The organism is Photorhabdus hindustanensis (assembly GCF_002968995.1).
Classification (GTDB): Bacteria; Pseudomonadota; Gammaproteobacteria; order Enterobacterales; family Enterobacteriaceae; genus Photorhabdus; species Photorhabdus akhurstii.
Genome location: NZ_PUWT01000022.1, coordinates 1 through 17,832, shown reverse-complemented (window position 1 = coordinate 17,832; position 17,832 = coordinate 1). Strand labels below are relative to the sequence as shown.

The window sequence follows — 17,832 nt, the reverse complement described above, 5'->3', positions numbered from 1 at the left end:
CTATCAGGAAGTGAAGACGGCAACGTTAACAAGCTTCGAGTAGATCTCTTGCTGCTGCATCTCTCCGCTTCCACCGGGATCTGCAACAATCACCTTCATGCCCGAAAGCCCATACAGAGAGAGCGCGGTACTTACCCCTGTTTTGACCGGTTGGAAACATTCGCCGGGGGCAAAAATCACCAGAAGACGATGTTGCGCGTTGTAGACCTCAGAGATCATCTCCGTGATCTCTCCCGCACATCCGGTAACACCACAGGTAATGAGAGGCCGATAGTCGCCGTTTTCATCCACAAGAGAAATTTCGGTTCCGGCATCAGGACCATTGTCGAGAACCCGACGATTTAAAAGCCCCGCTTTGACCAACTTATCGGCGCTTTTCTGGAACCGATATTTCAGCCAAGTCTCCGGGTAGGCAATAGGGTGCTTGCGGCTTGCAAGTATGTTTTGTTCAGAGAATCGCCCGCTGCGCTCTAAGACAGATTGGTATGAGGCCGGAAGCGCGGAGAATTGCTCGTAGAAAGCACGTCTTAATTCGGATGCAGGCCCATTATCGCGCGAAACATATTGCCAATCGTTGATAAGCAACAGAAATTTAATCGCTTCGAATTGGGGATCAAGCTGCTCTGCGATTCGAACACCAAGTTCCCAAGTATATCCTGGAAAGATTCCTACGCGTCGTTCAATTTTTTCTCGCATGGGCGAACTATTTTCTTCAATAACCCCCGGTACAAGGCATCCCCGTTCTTCGTCAAGGAAGAGCATGAAATGCCCTGCCATAATGACGAGATCTGGATGTGGAGTATTAGTTACTTCGGCGAGAATAAGGTCGAGTAGCTCAGCCTCGGATTGAACCAAACGGTGGCTGTTTGAGATATTAATTTGCTGCATATGTGCCTATATTTATATTATTGATTTTATTAGAAATTTAAAGGCTGTATTATAGTTATGGAAACCGTATAACCCATTTCAACTTTCCTGGTGGATTGCTGAATTTCACTCACTATGAACATCCTCCCACACAACAATTATCAATTATCGACTGATAATAGATAATATATTTACATATAATCTACCATACAACAATTAATAATATTAATTATTAAATCTATACCCTGTACTATTTAATATACACTAATAGCCAAGATTAATGTTGTATATCCTTGCCTCTGAGAGACCAAAGGCATTAACTAAAACGGTCAACGATTCAAAATGAATTAAAAAATTTGACGAAAAACAAAATAAATCATCAATAAATTTAATTTAAAATTTAATAAAAGCACCGAGGTCATGAATATCCAATGCTAGATTCGACTAATAATACAGGTAGCATGGAAGCCTATTTGGCATTGAAGGGACTAAACACTTAGCAGGTGAAAATTAATGGACTGAACAAATTCTCAATTGGAAATAGGTCAAAAGAAATAACGCAACTTTGACTAAAATATCTGCAAAGGCAAGCCCCTGCTCGCAAACGATTTGATTATCACCTGAGGTAATTGTTTGATATCCGTTGAATATCGTACAATCAAATGATCCGTTTCGGCTAATATGAGATCACCATTGAAGCCATTTTTCTATCTGTTTCAATTCATTATTTCTTCATTCCTGTCTATGAACGAAAACTCTCTTTTGATATCTGATAACGTTGTTCTTCCTGTGCCTCATTTCTCTTTTTTACGCGCCATAAAATACTTAACAAAATAAACCATAAAGGCGTGACACAAAGTGCAACCAGTGTATCCGGGTCAAAAACCATTACTACTATGGTAAAGATGAAAAAGGTCAGGGTTATCCAAGTCATTAACATCCCCAAAGGCATCTTAAATATTGAACGTTTATGCACATCAGGGCAATTCTTACGATAAACCAAATAGGCAATCAAAATCACACACCAGCTATAAATCACCATAATCGAAGCAACGGTGGATACAATAGTAAACAACTGCATGACATTCGGTATGATAAATAAAAGCGACGTACCAATCACCATACAGAAACAAGAAAACATCAGGCTATGTACAGGAATTGCGGTATTACGGGAAAGAATTTTAAATTTCCGGTGGGCATTCTTTTCTGTTGATAAGCCATAAAGCATACGTGTACAGGCATATAATCCACTATTAGCAGAGGACATTGCCGACGTTAACACAACAAAATTAACCACTGCGGCAGCGGCAGGCAGACCAGCCAAGGCAAATAGCGTCACAAAAGGGCTAACTTCCGCTGAAATTCGCCCCCAAGAAGTGACAGCAATGATGCTTAACATAGAGAAAATATAGAAAATAATAATTCTTATCGGGATATTATTAATGGCTTTCGGTAATATCTTTTCCGGATCTTTGGTTTCTGCCGTCATCGTGCCAACTAGCTCAACACCGGTAAAAGAAAAAATCGCTATTTGGAAACCAGCAAAAAAACCAAAAATACCATTTGGCAGAAATACCGATGGATCAGTTAAATTATTCACAGAAGCGATCATACCATCCGGTGATTGCCAACCTACCATCACCATACCAACACCAATAATAATCAGCGCTAAAATCGCAATGACTTTAATCATGGCGAACCAGAATTCAGCTTCGCCAAATAAGCGGACAGAAAGAAGATTACAAGTACCCAGTAAACCTAGCGTTATAAATGCGGGCACCCAAAGAGAAACGCCGGGAAACCAATATTGAATGTAGCCGCCGCATACAACAACATCAGCAATACAAGAGACAACCCAACTCATCCAGTAAGTCCAGCCGAGAAAAAAACTGGCTTTGGTGCCTAAATAATCGGAAACGAAATCAGCAAAAGAGCGATAATTCAATTTAGTCAGGAGTAATTCTCCCATTGCCCGCATTACCATATAGACAAAAAAACCAACAATCGCATAGGTAATAATGATCGATGTACCCGATACGGCAATGGTTTTTCCTGATCCCATAAATAAACCTGTGCCAATAGCACCACCAATAGAAATCAATTGAATATGACGCGCACTCAGCCCTCTATGAAGCGTTTGTGTATCAGCAAATTTCTCTGCCGAAAGGTTTTGTTGAGTTTTATTGTTTTTTATCATGATAATACCCGTCCGTCATTAAAGAAGCAGTTGACTGCCAAATCTTCCCAAATAAGAAGTTACCACGGCTTCAGGAAGAAATTAGAGTAATATCTTATTTAATTATTTTTTCATTTAATGCAAGTAACAGTCCCGCCCTTAATCCATTAGCTACCTCAGCATTAGGAAATAAAATAAATTTCGCCGGAAATTTAATTTTCCAATGGCGATCATGTTGGCTGGCGATTTCAAATCCTTCTGGCAATTCGGTAAAATTCAAGGTATCTGTGGGTATATGAAGCTGAAAACTATTATCACTCTTAATAATAGAGTCAATTACCTGATAATGTTTCAACTCAGATTTAATACGTGCAGTTATTGGTGATAAAGAAATTAAGTTATAAAGAGCATCGGTAATTTTTTGGAATCTGGTTAAATCATTTTCCCCAAAAGGCATTGCTTTACCCATCTCCATCGTACAACTATCCGCCCCAAACTTTTCACTCAGAAAATGGCTGAAAGTCCCGGCTTTCTCACGATGGTAAACCAGTGCATCAATATCGCTGTCATGCAACCATTGCATAAATTCAGCGGAAAAGGGACGGCTCTTGACAGGCAACAAGGCAAATTGTTCATGGTGAGAAGCACGGATAGCGGTATGCAGATCAATATGCCAGCGAATATTTGTCGACGACACCGAAGGTTCAGCAAAAAAACGACTCACGACATCTTCAAGTTCAGCCGCACGCGATCGCTCATCTCCCTGCGGGAAATCCAGATAACGGCCACTAAACATGCGATTCAAATCATGCTGTAAATAACGTCGATTCGCCCGTATCGCAGGCAAATTACCGAAGATGATCAACAAGTTATTTTTTAGTGTTAACGTACCATCCGCCAACTGCGCGAGTAACTGAATCAATATTTCAATGGGCGCGGTTTCATTACCGTGAATGCCGGCAGAAATCACCAGAGACCGATTTTCTCCCTCATGGGGAATCAGTTGCAATACCCCTTCTGACAACCAATGTGCGCTCATTGTTTCTGGAAATGTCAGGTGGTCGGCAAGTTTTTTTTCAAGCAATAATGTTAACAGATCCATATCTGCTCCAATTTAGCGCTGAAATTCATAGATCGACCCTAAATTCAGGATCTGCGTTAGCTCATCCAGAGCGGTATAAACTTCACGAAGTAACTGAGGATCAACCAAATCACCGGCACATAATTCGTCACGATAATGGCGCGTTATCCATTCGGTCAGGCGATTGTAGAGCGGCGTATTCAACAATGTTGCAGGATTAACAGCACGAAATTCAGCATCATTGAGTACCACCCTCAGACGCAAACAAGCCGGTCCGCCGCCATTGCGCATGCTTTCCCGCAGATCAAAAACACAAACTTCATTAATCGGTGAAGAGGATTGCGCAATCAGCGACTGTAAATAGCTCCAAACAACAGCGTTTTGACGGCACTCTTCAGGAACAACGATCATCATCTTTCCGTCAGTTTTGCTCAACAATTGACTATTAAAAAGATAGGAATTAACGGCCTCTTTAATGCTTACTCGCTCAGACGGCACCTCAATTGAGACAAAATCCTGTCCCAACACCGCCAGTTTCTGCTTAATTTCGGCCAGTGCCTGAGATTGATGAAGATAAGCATGTTGATGATGAAAAAGGACATTTCGGTTGCTGACCGCAATCACATCGTTGTGGAAAACACCACTGTCAATGGCGACCGGGTTTTGCTGGACAAAAACGGTTTGCGCCGGATTAAGTTGATGCAGTCGGGCAATCGCTTCACTGGCTTCCAATGTTTGCCGCGCCGGATAATGTTTGGGCACCGGGCCGCCGCGAAACACACTACGGCCATAAACAAACACCTGTACGCCGGGAGTATCATAATCACCGCCAAGGCGATTATGGTTTGCCGCCCCTTCATCACCAAAATCTTCATGTTGTGGAAGAGCCTGATGGTGGACAAAATAGTTTTGGTCAGCAAACGTGGCTTTTAACGCGGCGGCTGTCGTTTCCACTTCCAGCGAACGGTGCAATTTGTTATTTAAATTTGCCACCGTGAAATGAACTCGCTGATCAACACTATCCGCCGAAGGCGACACGGTTGCCGCATTTGCCGTCCACATTGATGAAGCAGAACTCAGTTTTGATAATAACACCGGAGAATATTTGGCCGCTTTATGAAGTATCTGCTCATCACTGCCGACAAAACCTAAATTACGTAAGGCAGGGATATTAGGGCGTTGTTGCGGCGGAAGCACTCCCTGAATAAACCCCGCATCAGCCAGCGCTTTCATTTTCATCACACCTTGCAACGCGGCTTTACGCGGATTAGATACGCTATCCTTATTATTAATCGAAGCCTTATTACCCACAGAAAGCCCCGCATAATGATGGGTCAGGCCGACCAACCCATCAAAATTCGCTTCAAAACCAGCCATAAATCCCTCTGAAAAAATTGTATAAATTGAAACCTATTCCGTTAAACGGTTAATCAGGGAAGCAGATCCCCGGCGCAAGCGTCTCAGGAAAAGTAAGTTCGTCGGCAACCAGAGATGCCATCGGCCAGGCACAATAATCGGCAGCATAATAAGCACTAGGTCGGTAGTTTCCTGACGCACCAATGCCGCCGAAAGGCGCTTTACTGGAAGCCCCGGTTAACGGCTTATTCCAGTTCACAATGCCCGCTCTGGCATCTTCTGACAGGCGCTGGAACAAGGCGGCATCCGGCGAAATTAAACCGGCCGCCAGCCCAAATCGGGTGTTGTTGGCGATTGCCAACGCTTCATCAAATGTGTCATAACGCATAAGCATGAGTAGCGGCCCGAAATACTCTTCATCAGGAACATCAATGATTTGGCTAACATCAATAATTCCTGGGGTCAGAAACGTTGATTGCGGCTGACATTGCTCCAGTGAAACCAAAGAGATGCCTCCCAGTTTTTGCAACCGATCTTGAGCTTCCAATAGATTTTGCACAGCCTGTAGAGAAATGACGCCACCGATGAACGGCTGAGGTTGAGCATCCCAATGGGATGGCACGATCCGTTCTGTCACCTCCACCAGACGCTTAATCACCGCATCTCCGTGCACGCCATTTTTCACTAACAATCTGCGGGCACAGGTGCAACGTTGACCGGCTGAGATAAATGCTGATTGCACAATGGTGTAAACCGCGGCATCAATATCGTCGCAACCATCGACGATCAATGCATTATTTCCCCCCATTTCAAGCGCCAACATCTTCTCCGGCTGACCGCCAAGCACGCGGTGAAAGTGAAAGCCAGTATTGGCGCTCCCCGTAAACAGCACGCCATCAATCTGCTTATCCTCCAGTAATGCAGTCCCGGTACTGCGCGCTCCCTGAACCAGATTGAGCACACCGGCGGGCAAACCCGCTTTTTTCCATAGTTTCACCGTCTCTTCCGCGGTCATCGGCGTCAATTCACTCGGTTTAAACACCAGCGTATTACCCGCAATAAGCGCAGGAATAATATGACCATTAGGCAAATGCCCGGGAAAGTTATACGGACCAAAAACCGCCATCACACCGTGAGGACGGTGACGCAGTAAGGCACGGCCGTCTGGCATAATCGTTTCTGATTCACCGGTACGCTGTTCCCACGCTTCGATAGAAATAGCCGCTTTACCTATCATAGATTGTATTTCAGTCCGCGTTTCCCATAACGGTTTACTGGTTTCCTGACTGATAACACGAGCGAGCGTCTCTTTCTCCTCATTCAGTAAAGCCGCAAACGTCTGAACGACTTTAATCCGCTCACTGGCGGGCAAATGCGACCAGACATAAAACGCCTCGCGGGCAGCATGACAAGCGGCTCTGACCTGAGAAACATCAGCGCTGTTAGCTTGCCACAGAATCTGTTGATCTATTGGGGAAAATTTAGTTATTGACTCACCCTGCCCCTCAATCCATCTTCCCCCAATGTAATGTGCTTTATAATTCATGTTTAATTTTCCTTTGGAAAGAGACTAACCAGTCGAACCTGCTCCCCATCGCTTACTTGAAGTGCATCCATCTCAGCGGTTGTTAAAAACAGTTCATTACTGTCACACGCCACATTTAATAAAAGCGCTCGGAATTCACTAAACTGCTGATTGGCAACGATGCAAGAAACACCATCATCTCTGGTCACTGATGCTGCTTTACTAACAGGAACGAGGCGGCTCTCTTTTACCGCACGTATCCGGTCAATCTCAGCCTGTAATAAAGCGCCGCCATCAAAAATATCGATATTGCCTTGATAGGCAAGACCTTCTTTTTCAAGAATGGCCCGGGCAGGTACAGTTTTCTCATGGACCTGCCCAATCACCTTCTGAGCCTCAGCCGATAATAAGGATATATAAATAGGATGAAGGGGCATTAGCTCTGCAATAAAGGTTTTCGATCCAATACCGGTTAAGTAATCTGCCTGAGAAAAAGGAATACCAAAAAAAATGTTGTCCCAATGAATTCCAGAAAGGGGAATTTCCTTGCTCATCTGCAACTCCCCGCATTTCAGCGAATATAATTTTAGAAAAAATATCCCTAAATGCAGCGATAAAAAGAAAACGAGCTTTGGAGAGAAATGTTCCATTTTTCCCCTTCTGATATTCTGGATCGAGAAACAAGGTACATAATTCACTGTTACCGGTCTGATCTTGCTCCAAAGTTAACGCTTCAATAGATTTATAAATCCCCAATTCACGTGATGAGCGAACGGTTTTTTGTACCCGAAAGTTATAAAACGGCTCCTCCAGCCCAACCGCCACTTCGATGGCACTGACACCCGCCACCCGATTCACGCCCGTATCTTCCAGCACAAAAAGGAATCCCTGTTGAGCCCTGGACAGTTTTCCATCAAAAGTATCAACGCTACGCGCAATACGTGCGCGCAGCTGCTCCAGGTTATTGGGAAAAGATGTCAAACCTATACCAGCGCGTTGAGATAAAGACTGAACCCCATTTAAGTCACTATGCCGGACAGCTCGGAAAAGCATCATAACGTCACCTTCAACTTACTATTAACCTATAAACCTTACTATTAACCGACAAACCGCATGATGGCGCTTTCAAGACGAGCCAGACCTTCATCGATATCAGCAAAGTCGATATTTAATGCCGGCGCAAAGCGCAATACATCTGGACCCGCGATTAAGGCCATTAACCCCTCCTCTGCGGCCAAATTAGTTAATTGCTTCGCCTTACCCTGCCAAGCCTTATCCAATTCAGCGCCTAAAAGCAGCCCCTTACCGCGCAAACAACTGAATATTCGGCAACGCTGATTCAGTTTCGACAATTTATCCATGAAGTAATCATGACGTTGCAAAACGCCGGTGAGCAGTTCTGGCTGATTAACAATGGAAAGCACCTTATTGGCAACTGCTGCCGCCAAAGGATTACCACCAAACGTAGTACCATGCGTTCCTGGTTGAAAAACCGCTGCAATATGTTGTTTTGTTAACATGGCGCCGATAGGAAAGCCTCCGCCGAGACCTTTAGCACTGGTAAGAATATCAGGCTCAATACCATATTCCTGATAAGCATAAAGATACCCTGTACGACCTACCCCAGTTTGAACTTCATCAAAAATAAGCAACGCTTGAAAACGATCACACAAAGTACGTAATTCCTGCAACAACGCAGGATCTGCGGGAATAACACCGGCCTCACCGATAATAGGTTCGACAATAACCGCACAGGTATTTTCAGAAATGTGTTCTCTAATTGCCGATAAATCATTATAAGGAATATGGGTAATTCCTTGCGGCAGGGGGGCATAATCTTGTGAATATTTTGGCTGCCCTCCTACTGTAACGGTAAATAATGTTCTCCCATGAAAAGAATCTTTAAACGAAATAATTTCACTTTTATTTTTTCCATATTTATCAGAGGCATATTTTCTGGCTAACTTTAATGCTGCCTCGTTAGCTTCCGCTCCTGAATTACAGAAAAATGCTTTATCAGCAAAAGTACCTTCCACGAGTTTTTTTGCTAATTTTAGGACAGGTTCATTGGTGTAACCATTACCTATATGCCATATTTTCTCAATCTGAGAAATTAACTCATCCTTTAATTCAGGATGTGCATGCCCTAATGAATTAACGGCAATTCCACCTGCAAAATCGATATATTCCTTACCATCCTGATCCCATACTTTCGAACCTTTGGCCCGAACAGGTATGAACCTGGCAGGAGAGAAACAAGGAACCATATAGTGATCAAACCAACTTCTCTGAATATTTTCTAACATAGATCATTTCCCCTTAAAATAGAGAGTACACGGACGAAAGAAAGTAATATACCCCGCATCATTTTTCGTCTCACACTTACACAACTTATTAATGTATGCCGAGGAAAAGGTTTACCAAACTGAAACCTAAAAATCCTTAAAAATAATAGAATTACAGGATCTTTTTAATATTATTCTTATTAATCCCATGACTATTCCCAAAAATAGCTGCACAGCCACTAGACAGATACTGTTGCCCGCCTTTAACAAAGTCAACACAAGTTATACACAAAAAAAAATACTTTTTGATCTCGTTCAAAATTCCAAAAAGTATTTTTATGCACAATTTATGCACTTTTAGTGAATAAAAAGCGAATAAATTGTGCATAAATGAAATCTGCTACATATAGATGAAAAGAATAAATAAATAATTATTCATTAATAACGCTAGGAATTTATTTACTTAAATGTAAAATAAAATTTGACGTAATTTAACTTTTAAAAACCAGAGTAAACCGATAACCCAAAACAACAAAAGAAGTGAACAATCTGACAATAATTTAATGTAGAATTAACTATCCAGTTAAGAAAATTGACTATATCCAAATGCTCTTAAATTTCAGACAACAATAATACCCCTGCCTATTGAGATTATTTTTCACAAATTGACTTTATTGTACCCTACCTCAATGATTTACTTAGATTAGAGAAACAGGTAAAGCCTTTTCAAGTGAAAACTATTCAATAGAGATTATCACTTTCCTCAATCTTATTTTTATCCAGAAAAAACCGAAATACAATTTATACCGAATGATCATACCGACGCAAAAAAATTCATTACTTCTTAACATATTAGCATTATGAAACTTTTCCATCACAACTGATCACCAACTCTCTATTCAGAGCTTAAAGTGACTACTTTTCTGGCTCGCTAAGGCGTTAATATATAGTATTGCTGTACAGCTGAAATAATAGATATAATCTTTGCTATCAATTTATCATTTAAGCGTTCTCATTTAATTTTCTGAAATTATCATTAGCGGACGCTGAATTCTATCATTAAAAGTAGAATTGTTATCTGCATTTATTATGAGTGAATGTCAAATCACTTTATATTTTATTTTCTTTATACTAATATCCAACCGAGATTATTTAAAAATATTAAGTGTTTTGACATATAAACTAAAAATTTTATATTTAATTATAAAAAATTTTATTTTGAAAAACACCAATAAAATTAGAGATCTATTCTAAAAAACAGATGCAATATTAATCCAAAATGCGACTTATTCAATATTTACAAAATCATCCAACATGCCAAATTATAAAAAAACACAAGATTAAGTTGAAAAATAATTTATTAAGCATTATTTTACAGAAAATAAGGTAATATCGTTAATGTAAATAGAAAGATATCAATAAAAACTAAAACTAATCTGACCAACTATTAAAAATATTGCATTTCCAGATGTTCTATAACGAAAAATAAAAAAAATCTATTTACTGCCAATTCCACTAAAGGGTATTCCAGCCCCTTGATTTCTCATGCTGGAACGTGACAACACGAGTTCGTTTAAGATCAAACTTTGAATAATGGGATCAATTCATCTTCCAAAACATGACTTATTCCATATCATTTATAGGAGTAGAATATGGCTTCAGATTTTAGCGGTAAGGTAGCAATCGTTACTGGCGGTGCAATGGGTATTGGTGCCGCGGTCTGCCGCAGACTGGCTGCAAACGGCGCAAAAGTTGTCATAGCCGATCTTGACGGCAACGCAGCTCAGGTTCTTGCCAATGACCTTGATAATGCTATCGCTATTCAGCTCGACGTCTCCCAAGCGTCTGCGGTAGAGCACTTAGTGGCTCAAACGGTAGAGACCTTTGGGGCACTACACCTGGCAGTCAACAACGCAGGGATAGCCGGCTCGTTCCATCGGACCGTAGACTATCCGTTAGATGATTGGCATCAGGTCATCAACACCAACATGCACAGTGTCCTGTATTCGATGAAATACGAGATCCCCGCGATGCTAGCTTCTGGCGGTGGTGCGATTGTTAACATGGCTTCGGCCGCAAGTAGTGTTGGTCTCGCCAACTCGATTGCATACGTAGCAGCCAAGCATGCATTGCTAGGCATGACAAAGACCGCCGCGCTAGAATACGCGACACAAGGAATCCGGATCAACGCTGTCGGGCCTGGTTACATCGACACACCATTGATGTCCAGGCTCGGCGCCGATGTAGTCCAAAAAGCTATCAAGCATCATCCTGTCGGCCGCCTCGGAACACCAGATGAAGTCGCTGCACTAGTTTGCTTCCTGCTATCTCAGGATGCGTCTTTTATTACTGGTAGTTACCACCTCGTTGACGGTGGATATACCGCACGTTGATCTCTTTATATCTTAGATTTTAGCGGAGCATCATCATTCAGCTCTGAGCCATATTAAAACCGGGCAAAGCAGACAGTAGCCTCCTTTAGCCGTAATAAGCCTGACAAGGAAATTATTGTTGCTTTGTCCGTATCAATTTTTCAGGACAAAATATACTTAGATTGTTTGTAACAAATTAACCATACGGTGTCTTATCTTAACTATCAATTTGTCATTCTAAATAAGATATTTCATTTTCGTTTCTATTTTTTAAATAATTCCCTTTAACTTTCTGCAATTTACATTAGCAAACACTGAATTTCATCATTAAAAACAAAACAGTTATCTGCATTTATTATGCATGAACACTAAATCAGACTGTATTTTATTCAACTCCCATTAACACCAAACAAAATTATTAAAAAAATATCAAATGAGATTAAACAAAAAAATTTTATTTTGATCACTACCTAAAAAACAAACTATATATCCTAAAAAATTGGCGCAATATTAATTAATAATACAACTTACTCAATATTCACAAAATCATCCAATATACCAGATCACAAAAAAACATAAGGCTAAGTTGAAAAAATATTTATTAGACGTTATTTTACGACAATATAGAAAAAAAACCAACGCAAGCTAAAACTAATTAGTTTGTATCATTCACTTGCAGGAATAGAATTATATGACATTAGATTTTAATAATAAAGTGGCAATCGTTACCGGCGGTGCAATGGGTATTGGTGCTGCAATCTGCCGCAGACTGGCGGCAAACGGTGCAAAAATTGTCGTAGCCGATATCGACGGCAACGCAGCTCAAGCCCTTGCCAATGACCTTGATAATGCTATCGCCATTCAGCTCGACGTTACCCAAGCGTCTGCGGTAGAGCGCTTAGTGGCCCAAACAGTAAAGACCTTTGGGGCGCTACACCTGGCAGTCAACAACGCAGCGATAGCCGGCCCGCTCCATCCGACCGCGGACTATCCGTTGGATGATTGGCATCAGGTCATCAACACCAACATGCACAGTGTGCTGTACTCAATGAAGTACGAGATCCCCGCAATGCTGGCTTCTGGTGGTGGTGCAATTGTTAACATGGCCTCGGCCGCAAGTAGTGTTGGTCTCGTCAACTTGATTGCATACGCAGCCGCCGGGCATGCAGTGCTAGGCATGACAAAGACCGCCGCGCTGGAGTATGTAAAACAAGGGGTCCGGATTAACGCCGTCGGGCCCGCTTGCACCGACACACCTATGTTATCTAGGCTCGACACCAATGTAGTCCAAGAGATGATCAATGATCATCCTATCGGCCGCCGCGGAACACCAGATGAAGTCGCTGCACTAGTTTGCTTCTTATTATCTCAGGATGCGTCTTTCATTACCGGTAGTTACCACCTCGTTGATGGTGGATATACCGCACGTTGATCTCTTTATATCTTAGATTTTAGCGGAGCATCATCATTCAGCTCTGAGCCATATTAAAACCGGGCAAAGCAGACAGTAGCCTCCTTTAGCCGTAATAAGCCTGACAAGGAAATTATTGTTGCTTTGTCCGTATCAATTTTTCAGGACAAAATATACTTAGATTGTTTGTAACAAATTAACCATACGGTGTCTTATCTTAACTATCAATTTGTCATTCTAAATAAAATATTTCATTTTGGTTTTTATTTCTTAAATAATTTCCTTTCATTTTCTGCAATTTTCATTAGCATACACTGAATTTCATCATTAAAAACAAAACAGTTATCTGCATTTATTATGCATGAACACTAAATCAGACTATACTTTATTCCACCCCCATTAATACCAAACAAAATTATTAAAAAAATATCAAATGAGATTAAACAAAAAAATTTTATTTTGATCACTACCTAAAAAACAAACTATATACTCAAAACACTTCAAGGTGCATGTTTGAAAAACAACTATATTGTTGAATTTAAATGTTTTTATATCTTGTTGTTCAAGCATCTTGAAGTTCATTAGGTATATATCCTAAAATCTAGGCGCAATACGGCTGATATGCTCCACATTGTTGATGCCTGTTATAAAAAGGGTATTCAGGCCGCTGACGAACCTCTCTATTTTAAACGCGATTTATCAGCAGCCTGGAACTAAAGGCGCCTTTAGTTTGTTATTATCTTATTTCAAGTTGTGAGTGAAAAATGATGTAATCTTGTCAAATGGAATGAATTTCGTCCGATCATATAAGTCCACATGCAATGCGTCGGAAACAATGTAAAGTTCCTTAGGCTCAGCCGCCAATTTGTAAGCATCCTCGCTGAAGTAACGGGAATTAGCTTTCTCACCCGCAATGAACAGAATCGGACGGGGCGAGATTGCCTCTATTTGAGAGAACGGAAAGAAATTCATTAATGCCGGGTTGCTGGTCAGAGACATTGCTGTTGTTGAACGAGGATGGTGTCCCCTCGGCGTCCGGTAGTAATCATAGAACTCGCGAGCTACAGCGGGTGACTCGGCGGTAATTTCTTCCGGAGTCCCGATAACATAGCGTTTCTGCCCACCTTCAAATTCGACGTAGCGTTGCTGGGCAATGTCTTCAAGTGCTTTGATCCTATCCTCTTTGATCATTGTGTCCCCCAATCCCTGACGGCGATCCCGGCCCATATCATACATACTGATAGTCACTATGGCCTTCATCCGAGGATCGACAGCTGCAGCACTGAGTGCAAACCCTCCGCTCCCGCAGATACCAATGACACCAATGCGATTTCTGTCAACAAATGAGCGGGTGCCAATAAAGTCAACAGCAGCACTGAAATCTTCCACAAAAGCTTCTGGGGAGGTAATCGAACGAGGTTCACCGCCGCTCTCGCCGTTATAGGATGCATCCCAAGCCAGAGTGACAAAACCACGCTCTGCCATTGTCTGGGCGTATAAACCTGAGCTCTGCTCTTTGACGCCACCAAAAGGATGACCAACAATAATAGCTGGGTGTTTTTTCGACATATCCAAGTTTCTTGGAATATACATATCGGCAACCAGATTAATTCCCAGACGGTTATAGAACGACACCTTCTGGTGGATTACCTTGTCACTTTGCGCAAATGTTTTATCCCAAGCCAGCGTATCCGCGGCAGATGCTACTGCCGATGTTGATAACATCGTACTCAAAGCTATTGCTGAAACTATCTTTTTCATGTTCATATATTTGCCTTTAATGAAATATAAAAGTCAGTACGTTTTTCTCTGCTATTGTCCATGCTTACCCATAAGCAATAACGCCAGGATGGGCTGAACGTTGTGCAGCCCAGGTAAAAATGGCAGATAACGACAGTAATACCGCGCCAAAGACGAAGAGACTTTTCCAACCCATGACGTCAAACATTGCTCCGCCGGAGCTGGCTCCCAACGTAATAGCTAGCTGAATAGTCGCGACCATCAAGCCACCACCAACTTCCGCATCATCCGGCAGTGCGCGGCTCAACCAGAGTCCCCAGGCAACCGGTGCTGGCGTGGCGACTAATCCCCAAGTTGCCAGTAACGCCGCAACCGCTATGCCAGAATTTCCGAAAATGGTAAGGACTACCGCAACCACTGCCATCGCGAGAGGGATAGCAATCAGGTAGGCAAACAACCGTTTTTTTAACAACAATCCGATGAAATATGTTCCAACCAGACCGCTAGCACCCAACAGAAGGAACGTGAGGGATAATTCAGTCACACTGATGCCAGTAATCGTTTCCAGAAACGGCCGCAGATAGGTAAAAACAGCGAACTGCCCCATGAATAACAACATGATGCCAGCCATACCCAGAGCAACCTGCGCTCTCTTCAACAACCTGAATGGATTGACTACTTCATTTTTTTTACTGGCTTCCATCGCAGGAATCCCCTGCCATTGCCAGGCAAACGCCAGTATGGCAAGTGGGATTACCATAAAAAAGGCGCCTCGCCAGCCAATATACTGTCCCAAAAAACTACCTAGCGGGGCAGCAATGGTCGCTGCCAGCGCATTGCCACCGTTTATCAGAGCCAACCCTTTCGCAACAGAATCAGGTGGAAGCAGCCTCATCACAGTCGCCGTAGCCATTGACCAGAAACCACCAATGGCGATGCCCAATAAAGCCCGTCCGACCATGAACTCCACGTTACTAGCGGCCAGTGTCACAATCACCCCGGATGTTGTCAGAAGCAGCGTGAAACTCAGCAGCACTTTTTTCCGGTCGAATTTACCTGTCAGGGGAGTATTTAGTAGGCTGGTCAGCACGGCAAAAAAGCCTGAAACTGAAATAGCCTGACCCACCTGCCCCTGGCTCATCTGCAAGTCCTGTGCGATTGGACTTAGCAAGCTGACGGGCATAAATTCTGACGCAATCAATACAACAACACAGAGAGCCATCGAAAAGACCGCTCCCCATGCAGGAGGCTGTGTTGAATGCGTGTATGGTCTTACATCAATATCAACAGTTTTCATTTTTCTCCGGCATTCATTTGATAGCAGAACGGAATGACGTGCTTTATGCATCCCAAACAACTATGGCGATAATCAAACTCATGTAGATCTTAATTGCATAGTGTTTCTTTGATTAGACGCTATAATTAGCATGCTCTTGTGAGAAAAATTCAACAATTGAGGTTTCAGGATGGATGATCTGCAAGCATTTTTGTTAGTGGCAGGGGAGCGAAGCTTTACAAAGGCTGCGGCAAGAATGGGCGTCACGCCATCAGCACTCAGCCACACCATTAAAGCTCTGGAGGAAAGACTCGGGGTACGTTTATTAACCCGCACAACACGTAATGTCGCACCGACAGAAGCAGGGGAAAGATTATTACATTCTATTAGTCCTCTTTTTGAGCAGATTAACGCTGAAATTGAAAGATTGGGTGAACTTCGGGATAAACCTGCGGGTACAATTCGGATCACTTGTTCAGACGATGCGGGACAGATGATCCTGAGGCCCATGCTTGCCAAGTTTCTTGCCAGATATCCTGACATCAACGTGGAGGTCAATATCGATTACGGCTTCACGAATATTGTCAGTGAGCGTTTTGATGCAGGAATCCGGCTTGGCGAAGCTATCAGTAAAGACATGATAGCAGTACGTCTTGGTCCGGATTGGCGCCTCTCCGTAGTTGGGGCGCCCGCCTATTTTGAGCGGCATCCAATTCCGCAATCTCCTCATGATCTGACAAACCATCGTTGTATTAATGCCCGTTATTCAGTTGTTGGCGGTGTTTACGTGTGGGAATTTGAGAAAGATGGCAGAAAGCTGAATATTCGGGTCAATGGGCAATTTACCTCAAATAGTACTATTCATCTTCTGAATAGCGCACTGGATGGTATAGGGCTGGCTTATATTCCTGAATATTTAGCTAAACCCTACATTGCCGACGGGAAACTAAAAGAAGTCTTAGCAGACTGGTGCCCATATTTTCAGGGATTTCATCTTTATTATCCCAACCGGCGACAAGCTTCACCGGCTTTTATGGCTTTTGTGGAAGCCGTCAGGTATCACGTCTAGAGTAAATAAGCATAACTGTCTCCGGGGCGGAGATAGAAAAAATATCAACGGTTCTCTGGTAATAAAAGTAAGGCTCCATCTCCAGCCGGATATCTTCTCGGGATAAAGTCGTCGGTAAAGGCTGTCGTTTGGGGCGGGCCGCCGGGGAGCTTCCGGGAGATGCAGGCGTGAAAGCTGGGTCTCCAGCACCGCGATATCGGTATCGGCATGCAGACGGCGGATACACAACCAGACACCGTGTCGGTCCCAGCGCAACACCTTGAGACGGGAGCGGGCCTTGTTACAGAAGACAAAAGCGGCTTCGTCCTGCCAGCGTAAATTCAGTCCCTCGAGGTGTTGGGTCAGGGCATCAATGCCCCGGCGCATGTCGACGGGCTCTCGCACCAGAAAAAGCTGTTGCGGTTTCAGCATCGGGCCAGTACCCGCATCACGTCAGGCAACAGCGTCAAGGGACAGGCGATGGCATAGCCGTCTGGGGTATGCAGGGTGACGGTGGGCGCGTCGTCAGGCTGGAGTGAAACCGGCAAGAGGGCGGGCAGTGTCTGGCTGAGAGGTTGGCGCATTTTGTGACTGTCGGCAATCCAGTCGCGGAAAGAGGAAAAACTCAGCTGATGCTGTTCGCAATACTGTTTTCGGGTCAGGTTACTGTGGCGCCATTGGGCCACATGGTGTTG

General features: G+C 43.1%; 12 protein-coding genes and 2 pseudogenes. 3 read left to right on the top strand and 11 right to left on the bottom strand.

Features of this window, described 5'->3' with window-relative positions; all coding sequences use genetic code 11:
* Window positions 1-3: 3 nt before the first annotated feature.
* The 7 genes and pseudogenes from C6H66_RS08660 to astC form a co-directional block, all read right to left on the bottom strand.
* Complete coding sequence (locus tag C6H66_RS08660; RefSeq protein ID WP_046395973.1) at window positions 4-888, bottom strand: LPD16 domain-containing protein; 885 nt, start codon at window positions 886-888, stop codon at window positions 4-6.
* A gap of 721 nt (window positions 889-1,609) precedes the next feature.
* Window positions 1,610-3,064, bottom strand: coding sequence for an amino acid permease (locus C6H66_RS08655; protein WP_105395366.1), 1,455 nt, complete (start codon window positions 3,062-3,064; stop codon window positions 1,610-1,612).
* Between the two features lie 94 nt (window positions 3,065-3,158).
* The gene (gene astE / locus C6H66_RS08650) at window positions 3,159-4,145 is read right to left on the bottom strand and encodes a succinylglutamate desuccinylase (RefSeq protein ID WP_105395365.1); all 987 of its coding nucleotides are present in this window, start codon (window positions 4,143-4,145) and stop codon (window positions 3,159-3,161) included.
* Between the two features lie 12 nt (window positions 4,146-4,157).
* Entirely contained in the window at window positions 4,158-5,501 is a 1,344-nt protein-coding gene (gene astB, locus C6H66_RS08645; RefSeq protein ID WP_105395364.1) for an N-succinylarginine dihydrolase, read from the bottom strand.
* A 49-nt stretch (window positions 5,502-5,550) separates the two neighbouring features.
* Entirely contained in the window at window positions 5,551-7,026 is a 1,476-nt protein-coding gene (astD, locus tag C6H66_RS08640) for a succinylglutamate-semialdehyde dehydrogenase (RefSeq protein WP_105395363.1), read from the bottom strand.
* A gap of 2 nt (window positions 7,027-7,028) precedes the next feature.
* Window positions 7,029-8,061, bottom strand: a pseudogene (astA, locus tag C6H66_RS08635) (arginine N-succinyltransferase).
* Between the two features lie 41 nt (window positions 8,062-8,102).
* Window positions 8,103-9,311 carry an aspartate aminotransferase family protein gene (gene astC, locus C6H66_RS08630; RefSeq protein ID WP_105395362.1) on the bottom strand — a complete coding sequence of 403 codons (1,209 nt, stop codon included), beginning with the start codon at window positions 9,309-9,311 and terminating at the stop codon, window positions 8,103-8,105.
* A gap of 1,631 nt (window positions 9,312-10,942) precedes the next feature.
* On the opposite strand from astC, the gene C6H66_RS08620 reads away from it, so the two are divergent.
* Together C6H66_RS08620 and C6H66_RS08615 are read left to right on the top strand one after the other, a co-directional pair.
* Window positions 10,943-11,683 carry an SDR family NAD(P)-dependent oxidoreductase gene (locus C6H66_RS08620; protein WP_105395360.1) on the top strand — a complete coding sequence of 247 codons (741 nt, stop codon included), beginning with the start codon at window positions 10,943-10,945 and terminating at the stop codon, window positions 11,681-11,683.
* Between the two features lie 670 nt (window positions 11,684-12,353).
* Window positions 12,354-13,094: an SDR family NAD(P)-dependent oxidoreductase gene (locus tag C6H66_RS08615; RefSeq protein ID WP_105395359.1), complete on the top strand. Its 741-nt coding sequence runs from the start codon at window positions 12,354-12,356 to the stop codon at window positions 13,092-13,094.
* A gap of 720 nt (window positions 13,095-13,814) precedes the next feature.
* Here the strand turns inward: C6H66_RS08615 and C6H66_RS08610 are convergent.
* Together C6H66_RS08610 and C6H66_RS08605 are read right to left on the bottom strand one after the other, a co-directional pair.
* On the bottom strand, window positions 13,815-14,834 hold the full coding sequence (locus C6H66_RS08610) for an alpha/beta hydrolase (RefSeq protein WP_105395387.1): 1,020 nt from the start codon (window positions 14,832-14,834) through the stop codon (window positions 13,815-13,817).
* Between the two features lie 64 nt (window positions 14,835-14,898).
* A complete protein-coding gene (locus C6H66_RS08605; RefSeq protein ID WP_105395358.1) occupies window positions 14,899-16,110 on the bottom strand; it encodes an MFS transporter in 1,212 nt (403 codons plus the stop codon).
* 169 nt (window positions 16,111-16,279) lie between these two features.
* Here C6H66_RS08605 and C6H66_RS08600 point away from each other — a divergent pair, with 169 nt between their 5' ends.
* A complete protein-coding gene (locus tag C6H66_RS08600; protein ID WP_105395357.1) occupies window positions 16,280-17,158 on the top strand; it encodes a LysR family transcriptional regulator in 879 nt (292 codons plus the stop codon).
* 207 nt (window positions 17,159-17,365) lie between these two features.
* On the opposite strand, the pseudogene tnpB reads toward C6H66_RS08600, so the two are convergent.
* Both tnpB and tnpA read right to left on the bottom strand, forming a co-directional pair.
* Window positions 17,366-17,569, bottom strand: a pseudogene (tnpB, locus tag C6H66_RS08595) (IS66 family insertion sequence element accessory protein TnpB); the annotation flags it as partial.
* Window positions 17,563-17,832, bottom strand: a 270-nt coding sequence (gene tnpA, locus C6H66_RS08590; protein WP_105395356.1) for an IS66 family insertion sequence element accessory protein TnpA, incomplete at its 5' end; no start/stop codon positions are given. The pseudogene tnpB and the gene tnpA, both read right to left, overlap by 7 nt.

Bases quoted from the DNA above. Each gene is read 5' to 3' on its own strand.
- astE (WP_105395365.1), bottom strand. From the start codon at position 4,145: ATGGATCTGTTAACATTATTGCTTGAAAAAAAACTTGCCGACCACCTG.
- C6H66_RS08605 (WP_105395358.1), bottom strand. From the start codon at position 16,110: ATGAAAACTGTTGATATTGATGTAAGACCATACACGCATTCAACACAG.
- C6H66_RS08610 (WP_105395387.1), bottom strand. From the start codon at position 14,834: ATGAAAAAGATAGTTTCAGCAATAGCTTTGAGTACGATGTTATCAACA.
- C6H66_RS08615 (WP_105395359.1), top strand. From the start codon at position 12,354: ATGACATTAGATTTTAATAATAAAGTGGCAATCGTTACCGGCGGTGCA.
- C6H66_RS08620 (WP_105395360.1), top strand. From the start codon at position 10,943: ATGGCTTCAGATTTTAGCGGTAAGGTAGCAATCGTTACTGGCGGTGCA.
- C6H66_RS08655 (WP_105395366.1), bottom strand. From the start codon at position 3,064: ATGATAAAAAACAATAAAACTCAACAAAACCTTTCGGCAGAGAAATTT.
- astB (WP_105395364.1), bottom strand. From the start codon at position 5,501: ATGGCTGGTTTTGAAGCGAATTTTGATGGGTTGGTCGGCCTGACCCAT.
- astD (WP_105395363.1), bottom strand. From the start codon at position 7,026: ATGAATTATAAAGCACATTACATTGGGGGAAGATGGATTGAGGGGCAG.
- C6H66_RS08600 (WP_105395357.1), top strand. From the start codon at position 16,280: ATGGATGATCTGCAAGCATTTTTGTTAGTGGCAGGGGAGCGAAGCTTT.
- C6H66_RS08660 (WP_046395973.1), bottom strand. From the start codon at position 888: ATGCAGCAAATTAATATCTCAAACAGCCACCGTTTGGTTCAATCCGAG.
- astC (WP_105395362.1), bottom strand. From the start codon at position 9,311: ATGTTAGAAAATATTCAGAGAAGTTGGTTTGATCACTATATGGTTCCT.